Here is an 18,928-nt window from a genome sequence, read left to right as displayed (position 1 = left end):
CGTCGTCGTGACCGGGTCCTCGGCGAGGCGGGTGCGGGCGGGAACCGCCGGCGACGCAGCGGCCTGCGCCGACATCGCCACCGGTCTCCTCGACTTCTTCACGCCGGCCGCCGTCGAGAAGATCCGCGCCGACGCCACCGCGCACCGCCCGTGGGTCGTCACCGAGGGTGGCCGGGTCGTCGCGTTCGCCCTCGTCGAGCGCCGCGGGCGCCGCGCGGCCGAGATCCTCTCGGCCGCGACCGAGGCATCCCGGCGAGGCCGCGGCATCGGCACCGCGCTGGTCGAGCACGTCCTCGACGACCTGCGCCGGGCCGGCACGCTGCTCGTCGAGGTCAAGACGCTCGCCCCGGCCGCCGGGTACGCGCCGTACGACGCCACGTACCGGTTCTGGACGGCACGCGGCTTCGTCCACGTGGACACCATCGACCCCCTGCCCGGGTGGGAGCCCGGCAACCCGGCCGCCGTTCTCGTCGCGGCGCTCGCGGCGACGGTCGGCGGACCGCATCGAGCGACTCAGAGGGTGACCCCGAAGCAGGCGCCTCCGGAATAACCGCCACCGCCGTCGTACCCGCCCCCGAAGCTGCTGAGGTGGCCGGTGACACCGGTGAGTCGGCCGGTGCAGGCACGGGGCGGCGCCGGAATCGTCCACGGGTCACCCCACCCGGCGACCGATCGCCACCATTCCTCGAACTCCCGGCCGTTCGGTTGTGTTCCCGGTCGCGTGCAGGCGCGGGCGACCGCCGCCGTGGCCGCTCGATCCCATTGAACGTCCCTGATCCCGGATTCGTACATGCCGCGAAGCGCCTCGGCCAGTTCCGCAGCGGTCAGCCCTTGTTCCTTCGATTCGAAAACGCGCACGGTACGCGAATCGACCGTGGACCAACCCCAGATCGCCCGCTCCGCACAGGCCTTCCGCAGTTCGGCCAGCTCCTCCCGGGCGCGTCGCTTCTCCTCCTCGCGCGCCGCCTCCCGCCCGCGGATCTCGTCGCGGACGGGCCGGTACGCCGCTTCCGCGGCGTCCAGCGCCTGCTGAAATGCCTGGCACGCCCGCCGGACCCGCCAATTTTGACCCGGCAGCCACCGCCACCTGGACACCGCGTCGGAGTACGCGCGCGCCGCCGCGTCCACGGCTTCCCTGAAGGCGAGTTCGGCATCCCGCCACGCGCTCAGCTCGTCAGCTGTGCCCCGGACGCAGCGGTCGTCGTGGTCGTCCGGCCGCGCTTCGCGCACCGAATAGAAGGGGCCGGGTTTGTGCGTCGGGAACGAGCGCATCCCCCACCCGTCCAGCTTCACCTTGATCCGAATCTGCCCCCGGTTCCCTGCGTGCACGATTCCACCCCCGTGATCTCGATCGGAAATCGAGTTCCCGGCGTGTGACACCCATCACGACGCCGGTGGTTCGAACGTAAGCACGCTCCGAGGAGACAGCAATCGTGGTAGCGGGAATTCGGGGAGCGACAAGGCGGATTTAGGGTCCGCCTCGCGCGACTACGACGTGCGCCGGGTGGCGTCGCTCGTCGCCGCCGGCCCGGTCGAGCACCTGACCACGAGCTGCGGGGTGAGCCGGCGGGTGCGCGGGACGTCCGACCCGGCTGTGTCCATCGCCAGCCGCAGCGCGGTGGCGCCCATGTCCTCCAGCGGCAGCCGCACCGTGGTGAGCGGAGGGGTGACGTCCTGCGCGATCAGGATGTCGTTGAACCCCGCCACCGACACCCGGCCCGGGACGTCGACGTCGTTCGCGCGCAGGTGCGCCATGGCCCCGACCGCCATCTGGTCCGCGGTGCCGACGAGCGCGGTGATCCCCGGGTGTTCGGCGAGCAGCTGCGCCGCGCCGTCGCGGCCGCCGTCCCGGGTGGCGGGGACGTGGCGCACGTGCACGGTGCCGCCGCGCGCCTCGAGCGCGGTGCGCAGGCCGTCGATCCGGTCGATCGTCGAGGTCAGGTTCGCGATGCCGGCCAGCACCCCCACCTCGCGGTGCCCGAGCGCGGCCAGGTGCTCGCCGAGCTCGCGGGCGCCGCGGGCGTTGTCGACGAGCACCCCGTCGACGTCGAGGTCGGGGTGCCCGATGGCCACGACCCGACCACCCGTCGTGAGGTACGCCCGCACCCGCTCCCGCAGGCCGGTCCGGTAGCGCTCGTCCACCAGCTCGCTCCCGGCGATGATGATCACGCCGGTGCGGTGGGTGTGCAGGAGCGTGAGGTACTCGAGCTCCCGGTCGACGTCCCGGCCGGTGTTGCAGATGGTCACCAGCAACCGGTGCCGGGAGGCCAGCTCCTGGACCCCGTCGATGATCTGGGAGAAGTAGGGGTCGCCGACGTCGCCCGCGAGCACGCCGACGGTGGCGAGGTTGCCGCCCAGCAGGGCGCGGGCGTGCGCGTTCGGTACGTAGTGCAGCTCGCGGGCGGCCTGCTCCACCCGGGCGCGCAGCTCCGGTCGAACCGCGTAGTCGCTCCCGGACAGGACGCGCGACGCCGTGGGCACCGACACACCGGCCCGGCGTGCGACGTCGCGCAGGTTGACCGCCACGTCGAGAAGGATAGGGACGTGGGAGGTGCGCGGGACGTGCTGCGGATCGGGATCGTCGGGGCGGAGAGCAGCCACACCGCCGAGCTGCTGCGGTTGGTCAACGGAGAGGGGCGGCCGCCGGGGGCCCGGGTGGTCGCGGTGGCCCCGGTCGACGTCGACGCGCGCACGGCCGGGATCGACCCGGCACTGGTGGTGGGCTCGCCGGACGCGCTGGTCGGGGCCGTCGACGCCGCGCTGGTGCTGACCCGCGACGGCGCGACGCACCGCGCGCTGGCCGGGCCGCTGCTCGCCGCGGGGCTGCCGGTGTGGGTGGACAAGCCGTTCGCCACCACCGTCGCGGACGCGCGGGCGCTGATCGACACCGCCCGCAGGGCGGGCGCCCTCGTCTGGTCGCGCTCGGCGCTGCGCTTCCCCGCGGCCGTGCGGCGCGCGGCCGGGCTGGCGGCCCGGGGCGAGCTGCGGCACCTGCACCTGGTCGGGCCCGCGGACCCGGCGAGCCCCTATTCCGGCATCGCGTTCTACGGGATCCACCTCCTCGAGGCGGCGGTCGAGGTGCTCGGCCCGGCCGGCTACGAGCGCGCCCCGATGGCGGTGCAGCGCACCCCGCGGGCGGTCGTGGCCACCACCGTCCTGGCGGGCACGCCGGTGACGTGCACGTTCGTACCCCCGGGCGCCGGCGCGCCCGTCCCGTTCCACCTCGGCGCCGTCACCGCGGACGGCGCCCGGACCGAGGTGATCGACCTGGGGCGCGACTACCTGCTCCCCGCCGCCGAGGCCTTCCTCGCGGCGTGCGCCGAGCCGTCGTCCGCCCAGCCGGACGAGGACCTGCTCGCGCCGGTGCACCTGGTCGAACGACTGGGGGCCGGGCTGGCCCGGCCGTAGTTGACGCCGCCCCGCACGAGGCTCTACGGTCTCCGCACCTCGTAGAAAAGGTTTTCTCATGACAGCTGGCGGAAAGACGACCGCGCGTTCCCGGGGTCGGCTCGGCCCCGCGTTCGTCACGGCGGCGCTCGTGTTCGGGCCCGGCAGCATCACGACCGCGAGCTCGATCGGCGCGCAGCACGCCTACCAGTTCGTCTGGGTACCGGTGATCGCCACGGTCCTGATGCTCTGCTTCGTGGACCTGTCGGTGCGCATCGGCCTCACCACCGACCGCGGGCCGGTCGCCACGGTGTCCCGGCGCTACACCCGTGCGGTCGGTGTACTGGTCGGGATCGGGTCGTTCCTCGTGACGGCGTCGTTCCAGGCGGGCAACTCGGTGGGGACCGGCGCGGCGGCGAACGTGCTCTTCGGCGGCGACGTCGCGCTGTTCGCCGCGCTGTTCACGCTGCTCGCGATCGGGTTCCTGTGGCTGCCGTCGTTCTACCGCAAGCTCGAGACCCTGATGGTCGCGATCGTCGGCGTGATGCTGGTCGTCTTCGTCGTGACGGCGGTGGCGAGCCGGCCGGACGTCGGGGCGGTGCTCGCCGGGCTGGTGCCGAGCCTGCCCACGGGATCGGTCGCGATCGTGGTCGGCCTGGCCGCGACCACGTTCTCGGTGGTCGGGGCGCTCTACCAGATCCAGCTCGTGCGCGAGAAGGGCTGGAGCGCCGAGGACTACCGGGAGGCGCGCCGCGACGCCGTCACCGGCACCGTCGTGCTCGGCGCCCTCTCGCTCATGATCATGCTGGCGGCCGCGGCCGTCCTGCACCCCGAGGGTGTCGCGGTGACGTCCCCGGCGACCATCGCGTCGATCCTCGAACCCACCGTCGGGGGCTGGGCGTCGGCGCTGTTCGCGGTCGGCCTGTGGGCCGCCGCGTTCTCGTCGCTGGTCGGCAACAGCACGATCGGCGGCCACATGATCGCCGGTGCGCTCGGCATCGAGTCCGGCGGGCTGTCCTCGGCCCGCGTCAAGGCCTGCATCACGGCCGTGATGGTCATCGGCGGCGTCGTCGCGATCGTTTTCGGCGGGATCCCGGTCCAGCTCATCGTCACCGCGCAGGCCGTGACGATCTTCGCGGTGCCGCTCATCGGGATCGTGCTGGTGGCGCTCGCCCGCCACGCCGACCGCGGCCGGCTGCGGCTCGGCGTCGCCCAGACGGCGCTGGCCTGCGCCGGCATCGCCTTCCTGCTCGCGCTCGCCCTGACCTACCTGGGGAACCTGCTGTGACCGAACCGGAGAAGCGGCCCGTCGACGAGGCCGCGCTCGAGGAACGCCTCTCCCGTCCCGTCCCCGGCGTGGCCGAGGCGCTGGCCGGCGTCGGGGGCGACATCGTCCTGCTCGGCGCGGGCGGCAAGATCGGCCCGTCGATGGCCCGGATGGCCCGCAGGGCGCTCGACGACGCGGGCTCGGACGCGCAGGTCCTCGCCGTGTCCCGGTTCTCCGACGCCGATGTGCGGAAGGGCCTGGAGGCCGACGGCGTGCGCACGCTCGCGGTGGACCTCGCCGACCCGGCCTCCTACGCCGACCTGCCCGACGCGGCGGCGGTGTACTTCCTCGCGGCGATGAAGTTCGGCACCAGCGGCCAGGAGCACAGGACGTGGTGGTCCAACGCGGCCATCCCCACGCTCGTCGCGGCGCGCTACCGCGGGGTGCCGACGGTGGTCTACTCCACCGGCAACGTCTACCCGCTGCGCCCGCTCGCCGCGGGCGGGGCGGTGGAGGACGACCCGGCCGACCCGGTCGGGGAGTACGCGCAGTCCTGCCTCGCCCGCGAGCGGATCTTCACGCACGCCGCGCACGAGTGGGGCACCCCCACCACGGTCTTCCGGCTGAACTACGCCTGCGAGCTGCGCTACGGCGTGATCGCCGACATCGCGGTCAAGCTCGCGGCGGGCGAGCCGGTGGACCTCACCATGCCCGCGGTCAACGTCGTGTGGCAGGGCGACGTGAACGCGTGGGCGCTGCGCAGCGTGACCCTGGCCGGCGTGCCGCCGCACGTGCTCAACGCGACCGGCCCGGAGACCGTCCCGGTGCGGCGGCTGGCGACGCTGCTCGCCGAGCGGATGGGCGTCGAACCCACCTTCTCCGGCACCGAGGCGCCGGACGCGCTGCTGAGCGACGCGGGCGAGTGCCACGAGCGCTTCGGCTACCCGACGGTGCCGCTGCGACGGCTCGTCGACTGGGTGGCCGACTGGGTCGGCGCGGGCGGGCGCCAGCTGGGCAAGCCGACGAAGTTCCAGCAGCGGGAAGGGCGGTTCTGATGCCGGCGTCCGACCGGTTCCGGGGCGGGGTCGTCATCCCGGCCCACCCGCTCGCGCTCACCGAGGACGGCGCCGTCGACCTCGTCGCGCAGCGGGCGCTCACCCGGTACTACGTCGAGGCGGGCGCGCACGGCGTCGCCGTCGGCGTGCACACCACGCAGTTCGAGCTGCACGCCGACCAGGGGCTCTTCACCGAGGTGCTGGGGCTCGCCGCCGAAGCCGCCCGCGGCCGGCTGCTCGTCGCGGGCGTGTGCGGGGACGTCGCCGACGCGGTCCGCGAGGCCGAGGCCGCGGCCGCGCTCGGCTACGAGGCCGCGCTGCTGTGCCCGTGGGGGGTGCGGGAGCCGACCGAGAAGGTGCTCCTGGAACGCGCCCGCGCGGTGGGCGAGGTCCTCCCGACGATCGGCTTCTACCTGCAGGAGAGCGTGGGCGGCCGCCGGCTCGACCGCGCCTTCTGGCAGGACCTGTTCGACATCGAGACGGTCGTGGCCGTCAAGTCGGCCCCGTTCGACCGGTACCGCCACAACGACGTCGTGCAGGCGCTGCTGGAGCACGACCGGTGGGCCGACGTCGCGGTGCTCACCGGCAACGACGACGCGATCGTGCACGACCTGGTCACGCCCGTGCGCCGCACCGTCGGCGGGCAGACCCGCGAGATCCGCACCGAGGGCGGGCTGCTCGGCCAGTGGGCGGTCGGCACCGCGGCAGCGGTGGAGCTCGTCGCCCGGGTGCGCGCCGCCCGCGACGCAGGCGCCGTGCCGGCCGCGCTGCTCGCAGGCGCCGCGGACCTCGTCGAGGTCAACGCCGCCGTCTTCGACGTCGACCACGCCTTCGCCGGCTGCGTGGCCGGCGTCAACGAGGTGCTGCGCCAGCAGGGCCTTTTGCGCTCCGCCCGCTGCCTCTCCGCGGCCGAGCGCCTCTCACCGGGCCAGCGGGAGCGCATCCGGGAGGTGCGCGAGCGCTTCCCCGCCTGGTTGGACGAGGAGTTCGTCGCGCAGCACCGGGACCGCTGGCTCAGCTAGGGGCGAGGGGGAACGACTCGATCACCGTCCACCCACCCCCGAAGGCCGGCCCGACCCGTCCCACGAGCTCCACGGAGTCGAAGGCGAACCCGGCGCCGAAGTCCTGGCGGGCGATCAGCTCCAGGGCCTGCCGGGCCTGATCGCGGGTGCAGTCCTGGCACAGCGTCAGGTGGGCCCGGTAGGCGCCTCCGTAGGCGTCGTGGGAGTTGGGCCGGATGACCGCGTCGAAGGCCTCGTGGAGCGACCGCAGCTCCGGTGACGTCACGCACGGCAGCGCACACGCGTGGCGGCCTCCGCCCTCGCTGAGGAGCTCCCAGCCGCCGGGGCCGAACTCGACCCGGGCCGGTTCCAGCGAGGCCGCCGTCCGTCTCAGCAGCCCGCGCATCCGGTCGAGGCCGTCGATCCCGTAGAAGGTGCCCCGGATCGTGACGTGCGCCGGGATGACCGCGCGTGCCTGACCGACCGCCTCCCGCACCTCGGCGACCAACCGCACCTGTTCCGGGGAGGCGTGGGCGACCAGCGAGTAGACGCCGTATCCGAAGCGGTCGTTCGGGAGGGTGCGGGGATCGGTCATGGGGTCACCCTCCACGTGCATCGACGTCACACGACGATCGCGTCCACCGCCCGACCGTCGTGACCGCTTCGGTGCGAACAGCGCCGGGCAGATCCTGCGGGTCTCCTACCGTCCCACCGGAGACGCCCTGACCCGCCCCTCGGCCAGCCGAGCACGCCGACGTCCACGACCAGTTCCTCCGCGTCTCCGGCCGTCTCGGCTACCACGTCGGGCACCACCTGGGCATGAGCCGGCGACCCGGTGCCCCCTGACCGGATTCAGCTCCGACGAACACGCTCGCCGCAACTACACGACTTCGCCGAGCTGACGCGCTCGCAGCCGTCCGCGGGCTTCCGCCGCACCTGGAGGCGTTCTTCGCGGTCGGGTACGACGCCGCGCTCCGCCCGAGCGAGGGCGTCAGGGCATCGCCGGGCAGGACGACGCCGTGCGCCGTCGGGTGGAGCCGCGCTCCGCGCCGGCGGATGAAGATCGGTCCGTGAACAGTCCGTGGACACCCGTGACGGGCCGGACACGCTCGGACACAGCCGACGAGACAAGAGCGGCCCCGGGCCGGCGTTTCCGCTGGCCCGGGGCCGCTCGCCCGGGTGTGGCGGGTGAAGGATTCGAACCTTCGTAGGCTGAGCCGACGGATTTACAGTCCGCTCCCTTTGGCCACTCGGGCAACCCGCCCGGGCGCGCCGTGGCGCGGACACGAGGATACGACAGCGACCAACCGGGTTCTGCAGGGGCCCGGTCGGGAGGAGGAACCCGGTGGCAGACCCGTCGTTCGACGTGGTGAGCAAGGTCGACCGGCAGGAGGTCGACAACGCCCTCAACCAGGCCGCCAAGGAGCTCTCGCAGCGGTTCGACTTCCGCGGCACGGGGACCTCGATCGCGTGGGCGGGTGAGGAGGCCGTGACCATCGAGTCCGAGACCGAGGAGCGCGCCAAGGCCGCGGTCGAGGTGTTCAAGGAGAAGCTGGTCAAGCGGGGCGTCTCGCTCAAGGCGCTGGACGTGGGCCAGCCGACGGCGTCCGGGAAGACCTACAAGATCGGGGCCAAGATCCTTCAGGGGATCTCGACGGAGAAGGCCAAGGAGATCAGCAAGGCCATCCGGGACGAGAAGCTCAAGGGCGTGCAGGCCCAGATCCAGGGCGACCAGCTGCGGGTGTCGGGCAAGAAGAAGGACGACCTGCAGGCCGTGATCCGACTGCTCAAGAGCAAGGACTTCGGGATCGCGCTCCAGTTCACCAACTACCGCTGACCCGCCCCCGACGGAAGCGCGCGGCGCGGGCGCCGTTGCAGGAAAGCCACCTTCACGAAGCGCAGCTTCGTGAATGTGGCTTTCCTGAACTCCCGGGCTCCAGGTCGCACCCGAAGCTCCACGCCGCCGGCATGGCGCACCCGACGGCGCCGGGCACGGTGTCAGGTGCTCACCGGGGCCTGCAGGCGCCGGCACGCCTGCGCGTAGGCGACCGGCGTCATCCCGATCGCCGCGGCGAAGTCGCGGATGAAGTGGCTCTGGTCGAAGTAGCCGAGCTCGGCGGCCACCTCCGCCCACGGCCGGTGCCGCTCCCGCGCGAGCGCGGCGGCGGCCTCGTGCAGGCGGTAGCGGCGCAGCACCCACTTCGGGCTCACCCCGACGTAGCGCTGGAACAGCCGCTGCAGCGTGCGCGGGCTCAGGTTGAACATCTCGGTGACGTCGTCGACGCGGGTGATCGTGCGGTCGTGCAGCAGCGTCGCGACGATCCGCTGGACGAGTTCCACCTGGGGGTCCGGCGGCGGCCACCGCTCCCGCAGGAAGCCCTCGACGAGGGCGACGAGCTCGTCGACGCCGCGGGCGGCCGCCATGCGTTCGGCGAGCGCGGTGGCGGCGGGCCCCCACAGCTGCTCGGCCGGGAACGTCTTGCCGGTGATCTCGACCAGCGGCCTGCGCAGGAACGGCAGGAACCCGCCGGGGCGGAACTTGACGCCGGAGACGCGGCCGGTGCCGCGGTAGACGTAGGTGAAGCGCTCCTCCCCGACGCCGGCCACCGCGAGCCTTCCCCGGTCGAGCACGAGGTTGACGCAGGGGTGCGGCAGGAGCGTGACCGACCCCTCGCGCCCCGGCGGCAGCTCCCAGGACACCAGCCAGTGGCGCTCGACGAGGCCGGCCAGGTCGGCGGCGGGCGGGAAGCGGTCGAGGCAGTGGCCGACGTCCCCGGGGTGCGGCTCGGCCCCGGCACGCACCCCGAGGATGCCGTGCTCGCTGGTGGTGGCGACGTTCGGATCGGGCACCCGACCAGGATGCCCCGCGGGCCCGACGGTCAGCGCCGCTGCAGGTGCATCTCCTCCAGCCGCCGGATCCGCTCGCGCAGCGGCGGGTGGGTGGAGAACAGCCGGGTCATCTGCTCACCCGCGCGGAACGGGCTCGCGATCATCAGGTGGGACTGCGAGACCAGCTGCGGTTCGGGCGGCAGCGGCGCGAGCTGGGTGCCGCGCTCGAGCTTGCGCAGCGCCGACGCCAGCGCGAGGGGGTCGCCGGTGAGCTCGGCGCCGCTCGCGTCGGCCTGGAACTCCCGCGACCGGCTCACCGCCATCTGCACGATGGCGGCCGCGATCGGGCCCAGCAGCGAGATCAGCAGCAGGGCGATCGGGTTGGGCCGGTCCTCGTCGTTGCCGCCGAACAGCCCGGCGAACATCGCCATGTTGGCCAGGAAGCTGACCATCGAGGCGAGCGCACCCGCCACCGACGAGATGAGGATGTCGCGGTTGTAGACGTGCGAGAGCTCGTGGCCGAGCACGGCGCGCAGCTCGCGCTCGTCGAGCAGCTGCAGCAGGCCGGTGGTGGCGCACACCGCGGCGTGCCGCGGGCTGCGCCCGGTGGCGAAGGCGTTGGGCGCCGCCGTGGGGCTCACGTAGAGCCGCGGCATCGGCTGGCGCGCGGCCTGCGACAGCTCCCGCACGATCCGGTACATCACGGGGTGCTCCGGCTCGGTGATCGGCCGGGCGTGCATGGCGCGCAGCGCGAGCTTGTCGGAGTTGAAGTACGCGTAGCCGTTGATGCCCAGCGCGACGAGCAGGGCGATCATCAGCCCCGAGCGGCCCCCGAGGAGGGAGCCGACGAGGAGCACGAGCGCCGAGAGACCGCCCAGCAGGACGGCTGTCTTCAGCCCGTTCATCGACTTGTGCACTTCCGGGTCCCTTCCTCCCCCGGCTCATTCAACGAGCAACCACCGGGACGTGTTCCGCGGCGGCCGTGACCGACGCCTCCGCGCGCGGCCGGGCCGTCCGAGGCAGGATGCGGGAATGGCCACCGACGTCCGCACGAAGACCACCGACGGCGTCGCCGTCCTCACGCTGTCCAACCCCGAGCGGCGCAACGCCCTCAACATCGAGCTGTCCCGCAAGCTCGCCGACGCCGTCCGCGCCGCGACGGCCGACGACGCGGTCGGCGCGATCGTGGTGACCGGCGAGGACCCGGCGTTCTGCGCGGGCGGCGACCTGAGCGAGCTCGCCACCGCCGACCCCGAGACGCTGCACACCGTCTACGCGGGCTTCATCGCCGTCGCCGAGTGCCCGCTGCCCACGATCGCGGCCGTCAACGGCGCGGCCGTGGGCGCGGGCCTGAACCTCGCACTGGCCTGCGACCTGCGGCTCGCCGGTCCCCGGGCGCGGTTCGAGTCCCGCTTCCTGCAGCTGGGGCTGCACCCCGGCGGCGGGTACACGTGGATGGTGCAGCGGGTGCTCGGCCCGCAGGGCGCCGCGGCGCTCACGCTCTTCGGCGAGGTCGTCGACGCCGCGGAGGCCGAGCGGATCGGGCTGGTGCACCGCGTTGCCGACGACGTGGTGGGCGCCGCGGTCGAGCTGGCCGCCCGCGCCGCCGCCGCCCCGCGCGACCTGGTGCGCACCACGAAGTCCACGCTGCGGCTCACCTCCGCCATGGCCACCCAGGCCGAGGCGGTCGAGGTCGAGGTGCGCGCGCAGGCCGAGTCGGTGCGCTCGCCGGAGTTCCGCGACCGGCTCGCGAAGCTCCAGGCGTCGATCAGCAGGTCGGGCCGGTAACAGATGCCCGGAACGGGGCGAACGACCCGGTGTGACATCGACCGGGGGCCGACGACACCCCGAGTCAGGTCGAGCTAACGTGGGAAGACAAGACTCATCACGCCCCGTCGACCCGAGGACCGACCTCGAATGACTTCTGACACCGCCGTCGACCACCTTCCAGCAGCGTCCGGCGGCGGACGTGAGGTGGTGGAGCGCGATCGCGTCGTCATCCGCTTCGCCGGCGACTCCGGTGACGGCATGCAGCTCACGGGCGACCGCTTCACCTCCGAGACCGCGGCGTTCGGCAACGATCTGTCCACCCTGCCGAACTTCCCCGCCGAGATCCGGGCGCCCGCCGGCACCCTGCCGGGCGTGTCGTCGTTCCAGCTGCACTTCGCGAACTACGACATCCTGACGCCGGGCGACCGGCCGGACGTGCTCGTCGCGATGAACCCGGCCGCGCTGAAGGCCAACATCGGCGACCTGCCCCCGGGCGGCATCCTCATCGCCAACACCGACGAGTTCACCAAGCGCAACCTCACCAAGGTCGGCTACGAGTCCAACCCGCTCGAGGACGGGTCGCTCGACCAGTACACGGTGTACCCGGTGGCGATGGCCACGCTCACCCGCGGCGCGCTGGAGGGCACCGGTCTGTCCAAGAAGGACGCGGAGCGGGCGAAGAACATGTTCGCCCTCGGCCTGCTGTCCTGGATGTACAACCGGCCGCACGAGGGCACCGAGCGGTTCCTGCGCGAGAAGTTCGCCCGCCGCCCCGAGCTCGCCGAGGCCAACATCCTCGCCTTCCGCGCGGGCCACGCCTACGGCGAGACCACCGAGGCCTTCGCGGTGACCTACCAGGTGGCGCCGGCGAAGCTGGAGGTCGGCACCTACCGCCAGATCACCGGCAACACCGCGCTCGCCTACGGGATCGTCGCGGCGGGGCAGCTGTCGGGGCTGCCGGTCTTCCTGGGCTCGTACCCGATCACCCCGGCGTCGGACATCCTGCACGAGCTGTCGAAGCACAAGGCCTTCGGCGTCACCACGTTCCAGGCCGAGGACGAGATCGCGGGCGTCGGCGCGGCGCTGGGCGCCGCGTTCGGCGGCGCGCTGGGCGTCACCACCACGTCGGGCCCGGGCATCTCGCTGAAGTCCGAGACGATCGGCCTCGCGGTCGCCCTCGAGCTGCCGCTGCTCGTCGTCGACGTGCAGCGCGGCGGGCCCTCCACCGGCCTGCCCACCAAGACCGAGCAGGCCGACCTGCTGCAGGCGCTGCACGGCCGCAACGGCGAGGCCCCGCTGCCGGTGATCGCGCCCCGCTCGCCGGGCGACTGCTTCGACGCCGTGCTGGAGGCCGCGAAGATCGCCGTCACCTACCGCACGCCGGTGATCCTGCTGTCCGACGGCTCGCTGGCCAACGGCTCGGAGCCGTGGAAGGTGCCGGACGCGGAGTCGCTGCCGCGGTTCGACCCCGGGTTCGCCACCGAGCCGAACGCGCCCGACGGCTCCGGCGAGTTCTGGCCGTACCTGCGGGACGCCGACACGCTCGCCCGCCCGTGGGCGGTGCCCGGCACTCCGGGCCTCGAGCACCGCATCGGCGGCCTGGAGAAGGCCGACGGCCGCGGCGGCATCTCCTACGACCCGGACAACCACGACCGGATGGTGCGGCTGCGGGCCGCGAAGATCGACGGGATCCCGGTGCCGGACGTCGAGGTCGACGACCCCGACGGCGACGCCGAGATGCTCGTGCTCGGCTGGGGCTCCACCTACGGCCCCATCGGAGCCGGCGCCCGCCGGGTCCGGGCGCTCGGCCACAAGGTCGCGCAAGCCCACCTGCGGCACCTCAACCCGCTCCCGGCCAACCTCGGCGAGGTGCTGTCGCGCTACCGCACCGTCGTGGTGCCCGAGATGAACCTCGGGCAGCTCGCCTCGGTGCTGCGCGCCCGCTACCTCGTCGACGTCAAGAGCTACACGAAGGTCGCAGGCCTTCCCTTCAAGGCAGAAGAGCTGCAGGACGTGTTCCTGGAGTACCTCAACGGGGTGCGCGCATGACGGCGGACGCACTCCCTCCCACGGAGGCGCAATCGTGACCGCGATCGACCTCGGGCTCCCCACCCTGGGCGGGCTCGACGGGGTTCCGACCACCGACGCGAAGCAGACCGCCAAGGACTACACCTCCGACCAGGAGGTGCGCTGGTGCCCCGGCTGCGGTGACTACGCCGTGCTCGCCGCGGTCCGCCAGTTCCTGCCGACGCTGGGCATCAAGCGCGAGAACACCGTGTTCGTGTCCGGCATCGGGTGCAGCTCGCGGTTCCCGTACTACCTCAACACCTACGGGATGCACTCGATCCACGGGCGCGCCCCCGCCATCGCCACCGGGCTCGCCACCACCCGGCCCGACCTGTCGGTGTGGGTCGTCACCGGTGACGGCGACGCGCTGTCCATCGGCGGCAACCACCTGATCCACGCGCTGCGGCGCAACGTCAACCTCAAGATCCTGCTGTTCAACAACCGGATCTACGGGCTGACGAAGGGCCAGTACTCGCCCACCAGCGAACAGGGCAAGATCACCAAGTCGACGCCGATGGGCTCGGTCGACTACCCGTTCAACCCCATCTCGCTCGCGCTCGGCGCCGAGGCCACGTTCATCGGGCGCGCCCTCGACTCCGACCGGAAGGGACTCACCGAGGTGCTCGCGGCGGCCGCGGCGCACCGCGGCAGCGCGCTCGTCGAGATCTTCCAGGACTGCCCGATCTTCAACGACGGCAGCTTCGACGTGCTCCGCAAGGGCGAGGAGGCCGAGGAGCGGGTGATCCCGGTCCGCCACGGCGAGCCCATCCGCTTCGGCCCGCCCGCCGAGGACGGGCTCGGCAGCTACGCCGTCGTCCGCGAGGGCTTCGGGCTCACCGTCGCGAAGATGAACGAGGTCGACCCCGACCAGGTCGTCGTGCACGACGCCACGGACATCAACCTGGCGTTCGCCCTGTCCCGCCTGTCGGACCAGGACCTCAACCACACCGTCACCGGCATCTTCCGCAACGCCGACCGCCCCACCTACGACGACGCCGTCCGCGCCCAGGTGGCCGAGGCCAAGGCGAAGGGCTCCGCGGACCTGCAGGCCCTGCTCACCGGCCGCGACACCTGGACGATCGCGGGCTGACCGCACCAGCACGCGGAACGGGCCCCGCCGGAGTGCACCGGCGGGGCCCGTTCTCGTCCTGCTGGTCAGCCGAACCGCGACGACACCAGCGACACGAGAGCGCCGAGCAGACCCGTGGGCTCGGCCGGGGCCGGCTCGACCAGCTCGTCGACGTCCCCGTCCTCGTCGGCGCCCTCGTCCTCGGCTCGGTCGTCGGCTCGGTCGACGAGTCGGACTCGTCGGACTCGTCCGTGGTCGGCGACGAGCCGTCCGTCGAGTCCTCGTCGGGCTCGGGGGCGGAGGTGAACCCGGTGTCGTCCGCATCCTCCTCCTCGTCCGGCGCGGGGGTGGTGGTCACGCCGCCCGCGGGCGCGGTGATCGGGGGAGCGGCAGGATCTCGGTGGCCGAGGCCACCCCGGTCGGGGCCAGAACCGCCATCGCACCGACGGCGATCCGGATTCGTTCACCGCGCGGTCACGCAGCGCACGCCGGTCAGCGGCGCTCGTCCCACGCGGTGAAGCCGGCGGTGCGGGCCTCCTCCGCCGTGCGGAACCAGACGTCCGCTCGGGTGCGCACGTAGTACGGCGAATCCGGGGTGTGGAAGCGGCGCGAGCCCTCGTTCGCCTTGATCTCGTGCATCGGCGAGGGGCTCGACCCGTCCGGCTCCGGCAGGAGCGAACCGGGGTAGGGCCCCGGGCGGGCCGACACGGCGGCGGCCGCGGCCGCGGCGGCGGCACCGAAGGAGGTCGGCCTGCCGACGAGCCCGGAGTCGAGCGCCGCGATCGCCGGCCCCGCCGCCTCGGAGGTCCGCGGCTCGGGCTGCTGCTCCTCCCGAGGCGCCGGGATCTGCGCCGACCGCTGCTCGTCCGACGCGAACGCCTCCGGCTCGGTGGCACCGGCCGCGTCCGCCGCCGCGTCGATCTCCGCGCGCCGATCGGGGACGCCCGCCGGTCGGTCGGCGGGTGCCTCTCCGCCCTCGTCGGCGGGCTCGCCGCGCTGGAACGCGCCCGCACCCGCCGCGGCGGCAGCCGCCAGCCCGGCGGCGCCCAGGCCGACGGCGGCTGCCCCGGCGCCGCCCGGCTCCGTCGAGCCGGTGTCCGGCTCACCGGCGGCGGCGCTCGCCGTGCCCTCCTCGGGCGACGCCGCCGAGACCCGGCCGGCCCGCGCGTCCGGGCCGCCGGCTTCGGCTTCCCCTTCCGGCCGATCGGCCGACGGCGCGCGCGACCCCGGTACGTCGCCGGCACCGCTCGTCGCCCGGGCCGGGGTGTCGCGCTCGGGCCCCGCCTGGGCCGCGTCCGCAGCACCGGGTTCCGCGGAATCCGCGCCGGCTTCCGCAACACCCGAGCCGGCACCGCCGTCGGGCCGATCAGCCGCGCTCCCGCCCGAGGCGCCGCCCACGCCGGCCGCCGAGTCCTCCGGTTGATCGGCCGACGGCACGCCCGCACCGCCGCGCTCCGAACCCTCGGCCGAACCCGCGGGCGAAGCGGCCCACGAGGCAGCCGCCGCCCCGGCCGGACCCTGCTGCCGCTCGGACGCGATCTCGCCGGCCTCGGACGCCGAACCCGGTTCCGCAGAACCCGCGCCCACCCCGGCGGCACCCGACCCGGACTCGGGCGGCCCCGCCGTCCCCGCGATGGCCGCGCCCTCCCGGCGGTCGGTCGACGGCACGCGCACACCGGACCGCGATCCCGGCTCCGAACCCGCGACAGCCGCGCCCTCCGACCGGCCGGTCGGCGACTCGCCCCCGTCGAACCCCGAACCCGGCTCCGCAGAACCCGCGCCCACCTCGACGCCACCCGACCCGGACCCGCCGGACCCCGCCTCGGCCCGTGTCCCCGCGTCCTGATCGGCGGGCGCCTCCTCGGCGGCAGCGCCCAGCCCGCGAGCACCGCCCTCCCGCGCTGCGCCCGAACCCGACGGCGAACCCGGTTCCGCCGAGCCCGCGCCCGCCCCAGGGGCAGCGCTGCTCGCCTCCCCACCGGCCGGGGCCGGCTGTCCGGCCCGCCGCTCGACAGGGCCCTCCGGGCGATCAGCGGCCCGCTCGCCCGAACCGGCCCAGGCACCAGCCGACGCCCCCGCCGCGGCGGCGCCCAGGCCGGCGGCGCCGAGACCGGAGGAGGCAGCGCCCTCCGGGCGGTCGCTCCGCGGCTCGCCCGCATCGGCCCGCGAGCCCGCCTCGGCGCCGGCGCTTCCCGCTCCTTCACCGGCCGGAGCCGCCGCGGCGTGCCGCCCGACCCGCTCCCCGGCCGCGCCCCCCGGCCGATCGGTCGGCGACGCGCCCCCATCGGCTGCGCTCCCCGCACCCGCGCCCGCCGGAGCCGCCGCAGCGTGCCGCCCGACCCGCTCCCCGGCCGCGCCCGCTCCCGGCCCGCCCGAACCGCTCGGCGATCCGGCGCCCGTCTCGTCGGCGGCGCCTCCCGGCCGATCAGCGGCCCGCCCACCCTCGTCCGCGTCGCTGGGAGCGCGCTCGTGCGGGATCGCCTCGCCCTCCGGCCGGTCGGCGGTCCTGGCCTCGTCCTCCCCGCGGACCGCCGCGACCGCGGCGGCACCCGCCGCTCCGGCCGCGCCACCAGCCGCCGCAGCCGCGATCCCGGCGTTCGAGGCGCCGCCCTCGGCGGATCGCCTGCGCCGCGCGCGGAGGAGGATCACCGCGACGAGCAGCGCGACGACCACGACGGCCAGTACCACCCACCACCAGCTCTGATCCACGACGCATCCTCTCCCGTGAGGGGCCGGACCAGCTGCATACCACGATCCGGCGAGGCGCACCGGGCAGCTGGCGCCCGACCACCCGGCCGTGGGGTGCGATCACCTGCTTTCGCCGGATCCCGGCTCGTCGACGGGCCCGCCCTGCGTGGGGATCTCGATCGGCGGCGAGGGCTCCGCCCCGCCGGCCACGCCGAGGCGGTCGAGAGCGCCGGCCGCGCTCGACCCGGGCCGCCGCGTCGTCGGTTCCCTCCCGTGCGTGTCGAGGTTCGCGAGCGCGGGCTCCGACGGTGCCGGCGGCTCGGGCGGCTCGGGCCGCCGGGTGCGGCGCAGCGGGCCGGCCGCCGCGTGGAGGATCCGCGGCGGCGCGGGGCGGAACAGCGGGTGCGCGGTCCTCCGCCGGTGCGGGCGCACGAACAACAGCCACGTCACCGCCGACCCCGCGAGGAACGCGAGCACGCACAGGAACCAGACCTGCCCGAACGTCGCCAACACGCCGCCTCCCCCTCTAGCCGATGGATCCCCGTGCGGAGACCCGCTCGGCCGGGACGCCCAGCCCCGCGGCCGAGCCGGCGGGATCCGGGGGTGGCCGCTCGACCCACAGCAGGGCGATGCCCGCGAGAACGGCGGGTACCGCGATCAGCGCCACCAACCACCACGCTCGGGCGTGCGCCACCGGTCCCCCCTGACCCTCCGCAGTCGCCCCATTACGGTGACATGATCTGCGGCGTCAGGCCAGTGCTCTCCCGGCGGGCGGAAGCGCCGGTCAGGCGGTGCGGTCCACCACGTACGTCGTGAGGGAGGCCAGCGCTTCCGTGGCGGGGCACTCCGGCAGCTTGCGCAGCTCCTCACGCGCGGCAGCCGCCTGCTCGGCCAGCACGTCGCGGGCGCGGGCCAGGCCCGGGCCGGTGCGCAGCAGGTCGAGCGCCTCGTCGACCTCGGCGTCGTCGCTGATGGGCTTCGACAGCAGCACGCCCAGGCGGTCGGCGGCAGGACCGGTCTCCTGGAGGGCGTACAGCATCGGCAGGGTGTGGACGCCCTCGCGGAGGTCCGTGCCGGGGGTCTTGCCGGAACTCGCCGCCGACGACGCGATGTCGATGACGTCGTCGGAGATCTGGAAGGCGGTGCCGATCATCGCGCCGAAGCGGCGCAACGCCTCCACGTGCTCCGGTGCGCACCCGGAGAACATGCCCCCGTACCGCCCCGACGTCGCGATCAACGAGCCGGTCTTCTCCGCCACGACGGCGAGGTAGTGCTCCACCGGGTCCTCGCCGGGGCGCGGGCCGCGGGTCTCGCGCATCTGGCCCGTGACGAGCTCGGCGAAGGTCTCGGCGATGATCCGCACGGCTTCCGGCCCGAGGTCGGCCACGAGGCGCGACGCGTGGGCGAACAGGAAGTCCCCGGTGAGGATCGCCACGGTGTTGTCCCACCGCGAGTTGGCGCTCTCCGCCCCGCGGCGCATCGTGGCCGAGTCCATGACGTCGTCGTGGTAGAGCGTGGCGAGGTGGATCAGCTCGACCACCGCCGCGGCCGTGAGCACGTTCTCGTCGTCCGGCCGAGGGCCGACCTGCGCCGCCAGCAGCGTGAAGAGCGGGCGGAACCGCTTGCCGCCTGCGTCGATCAGGTGCAGCGACGTCTCGGTGACGAACTGGTAGTCGCTGTGCACCTCCCGGTGCAGCAGCTCCTCCACGCGGGAGAGGCCCTCCGCCGTGGAGGCGGCGAGCCCCGGGTCTGCGAGCTCGACGCCCGCAATCGCGTTCGCGTTCACGTCCCCCAG

At 74.2% G+C, this 18,928-nt stretch carries 18 protein-coding genes and 1 tRNA gene; 9 read left to right on the top strand and 10 right to left on the bottom strand.

Translation table 11 applies throughout. The annotated features are described in order from the left end of the window. Positions 1–7 precede the first annotated feature (7 nt). Positions 8–550 carry a GNAT family N-acetyltransferase gene (locus VKZ81_RS13280; protein WP_324241827.1) on the top strand — a complete coding sequence of 181 codons (543 nt, stop codon included), beginning with the start codon at positions 8–10 and terminating at the stop codon, positions 548–550. Here VKZ81_RS13280 and VKZ81_RS13275 read toward each other — a convergent pair. After that, a complete protein-coding gene (locus VKZ81_RS13275; protein WP_324241826.1) occupies positions 514–1,329 on the bottom strand; it encodes a hypothetical protein in 816 nt (271 codons plus the stop codon). The genes VKZ81_RS13280 and VKZ81_RS13275 overlap by 37 nt on opposite strands. Positions 1,330–1,488: 159 nt before the next feature. Beyond that, positions 1,489–2,526, bottom strand: a complete 1,038-nt coding sequence (locus VKZ81_RS13270; protein WP_324241825.1) for a LacI family DNA-binding transcriptional regulator — start codon at positions 2,524–2,526, stop codon at positions 1,489–1,491. 18 nt (positions 2,527–2,544) lie between these two features. Here VKZ81_RS13270 and VKZ81_RS13265 point away from each other — a divergent pair, with 18 nt between their 5' ends. The 4 genes from VKZ81_RS13265 to VKZ81_RS13250 are packed head-to-tail and all read left to right on the top strand — an operon-like array spanning position 2,545 to position 6,731. Then, on the top strand, positions 2,545–3,408 hold the full coding sequence (locus VKZ81_RS13265) for a Gfo/Idh/MocA family oxidoreductase (RefSeq protein WP_324241824.1): 864 nt from the start codon (positions 2,545–2,547) through the stop codon (positions 3,406–3,408). Positions 3,409–3,466: 58 nt separating this feature from the next. Then, on the top strand, positions 3,467–4,675 hold the full coding sequence (locus VKZ81_RS13260; protein ID WP_324241823.1) for an Nramp family divalent metal transporter: 1,209 nt from the start codon (positions 3,467–3,469) through the stop codon (positions 4,673–4,675). Next, positions 4,672–5,709: an NAD-dependent epimerase/dehydratase family protein gene (locus VKZ81_RS13255; RefSeq protein WP_324241822.1), complete on the top strand. Its 1,038-nt coding sequence runs from the start codon at positions 4,672–4,674 to the stop codon at positions 5,707–5,709. Before VKZ81_RS13260 ends, VKZ81_RS13255 begins: the two co-directional genes overlap by 4 nt. Further along, on the top strand, positions 5,709–6,731 hold the full coding sequence (locus VKZ81_RS13250; protein ID WP_324241821.1) for a dihydrodipicolinate synthase family protein: 1,023 nt from the start codon (positions 5,709–5,711) through the stop codon (positions 6,729–6,731). Before VKZ81_RS13255 ends, VKZ81_RS13250 begins: the two co-directional genes overlap by 1 nt. On the opposite strand, the gene VKZ81_RS13245 is transcribed toward VKZ81_RS13250, so the two are convergent. Further along, entirely contained in the window at positions 6,724–7,305 is a 582-nt protein-coding gene (locus VKZ81_RS13245; RefSeq protein WP_324241820.1) for a 2'-5' RNA ligase family protein, read from the bottom strand. The two genes, VKZ81_RS13250 and VKZ81_RS13245, sit on opposite strands and share 8 nt — an antisense overlap. 587 nt (positions 7,306–7,892) lie before the next feature. Further along, positions 7,893–7,974, bottom strand: a tRNA-Tyr gene (locus VKZ81_RS13240). Between the two features lie 81 nt (positions 7,975–8,055). Between VKZ81_RS13240 and VKZ81_RS13235 the strand changes: the two genes are divergently transcribed. Next, the gene (locus VKZ81_RS13235; RefSeq protein WP_324241819.1) at positions 8,056–8,547 is read left to right on the top strand and encodes a YajQ family cyclic di-GMP-binding protein; all 492 of its coding nucleotides are present in this window, start codon (positions 8,056–8,058) and stop codon (positions 8,545–8,547) included. A gap of 161 nt (positions 8,548–8,708) precedes the next feature. On the opposite strand, the gene VKZ81_RS13230 is transcribed toward VKZ81_RS13235, so the two are convergent. Both VKZ81_RS13230 and htpX read right to left on the bottom strand, forming a co-directional pair. Beyond that, positions 8,709–9,560, bottom strand: coding sequence for an AraC family transcriptional regulator (locus tag VKZ81_RS13230; RefSeq protein ID WP_324241818.1), 852 nt, complete (start codon positions 9,558–9,560; stop codon positions 8,709–8,711). 29 nt (positions 9,561–9,589) lie between these two features. Beyond that, complete coding sequence (gene htpX, locus VKZ81_RS13225) at positions 9,590–10,456, bottom strand: zinc metalloprotease HtpX (RefSeq protein WP_324241817.1); 867 nt, start codon at positions 10,454–10,456, stop codon at positions 9,590–9,592. A gap of 115 nt (positions 10,457–10,571) precedes the next feature. On the opposite strand from htpX, the gene VKZ81_RS13220 reads away from it, so the two are divergent. The 3 genes from VKZ81_RS13220 (at position 10,572) to VKZ81_RS13210 (ending at position 14,466) form a co-directional block, all read left to right on the top strand. Next, the gene (locus VKZ81_RS13220; protein ID WP_324241816.1) at positions 10,572–11,327 is read left to right on the top strand and encodes an enoyl-CoA hydratase; all 756 of its coding nucleotides are present in this window, start codon (positions 10,572–10,574) and stop codon (positions 11,325–11,327) included. Between the two features lie 129 nt (positions 11,328–11,456). Beyond that, positions 11,457–13,358, top strand: coding sequence for a 2-oxoacid:acceptor oxidoreductase subunit alpha (locus VKZ81_RS13215; protein ID WP_324241815.1), 1,902 nt, complete (start codon positions 11,457–11,459; stop codon positions 13,356–13,358). Positions 13,359–13,392: 34 nt separating this feature from the next. After that, positions 13,393–14,466: a 2-oxoacid:ferredoxin oxidoreductase subunit beta gene (locus tag VKZ81_RS13210; RefSeq protein WP_324241814.1), complete on the top strand. Its 1,074-nt coding sequence runs from the start codon at positions 13,393–13,395 to the stop codon at positions 14,464–14,466. Positions 14,467–14,937: 471 nt separating this feature from the next. Here VKZ81_RS13210 and VKZ81_RS13205 read toward each other — a convergent pair whose 3' ends face one another. The 4 genes from VKZ81_RS13205 to VKZ81_RS13190 all read right to left on the bottom strand — a co-directional run bounded on the left by VKZ81_RS13205 (position 14,938) and on the right by VKZ81_RS13190 (position 18,919). Beyond that, positions 14,938–17,214, bottom strand: a complete 2,277-nt coding sequence (locus VKZ81_RS13205; RefSeq protein ID WP_324241813.1) for a sunset domain-containing protein — start codon at positions 17,212–17,214, stop codon at positions 14,938–14,940. Positions 17,215–17,253: 39 nt separating this feature from the next. Then, positions 17,254–17,646, bottom strand: coding sequence for a hypothetical protein (locus VKZ81_RS13200; protein ID WP_324241812.1), 393 nt, complete (start codon positions 17,644–17,646; stop codon positions 17,254–17,256). 13 nt (positions 17,647–17,659) lie between these two features. After that, positions 17,660–17,827, bottom strand: a complete 168-nt coding sequence (locus VKZ81_RS13195) for a hypothetical protein (protein ID WP_324241811.1) — start codon at positions 17,825–17,827, stop codon at positions 17,660–17,662. A gap of 90 nt (positions 17,828–17,917) precedes the next feature. Continuing rightward, positions 17,918–18,919, bottom strand: a complete 1,002-nt coding sequence (locus VKZ81_RS13190; RefSeq protein WP_324241810.1) for a polyprenyl synthetase family protein — start codon at positions 18,917–18,919, stop codon at positions 17,918–17,920. Positions 18,920–18,928: the final 9 nt, after the last annotated feature.

This window comes from Pseudonocardia sp. (assembly GCF_035305885.1).
GTDB lineage: Bacteria > Actinomycetota > Actinomycetes > Mycobacteriales > Pseudonocardiaceae > Pseudonocardia.
The sequence above is the reverse complement of the archived record's forward strand: the minus strand, read 5'-3'. Positions and strand labels throughout refer to the sequence as shown.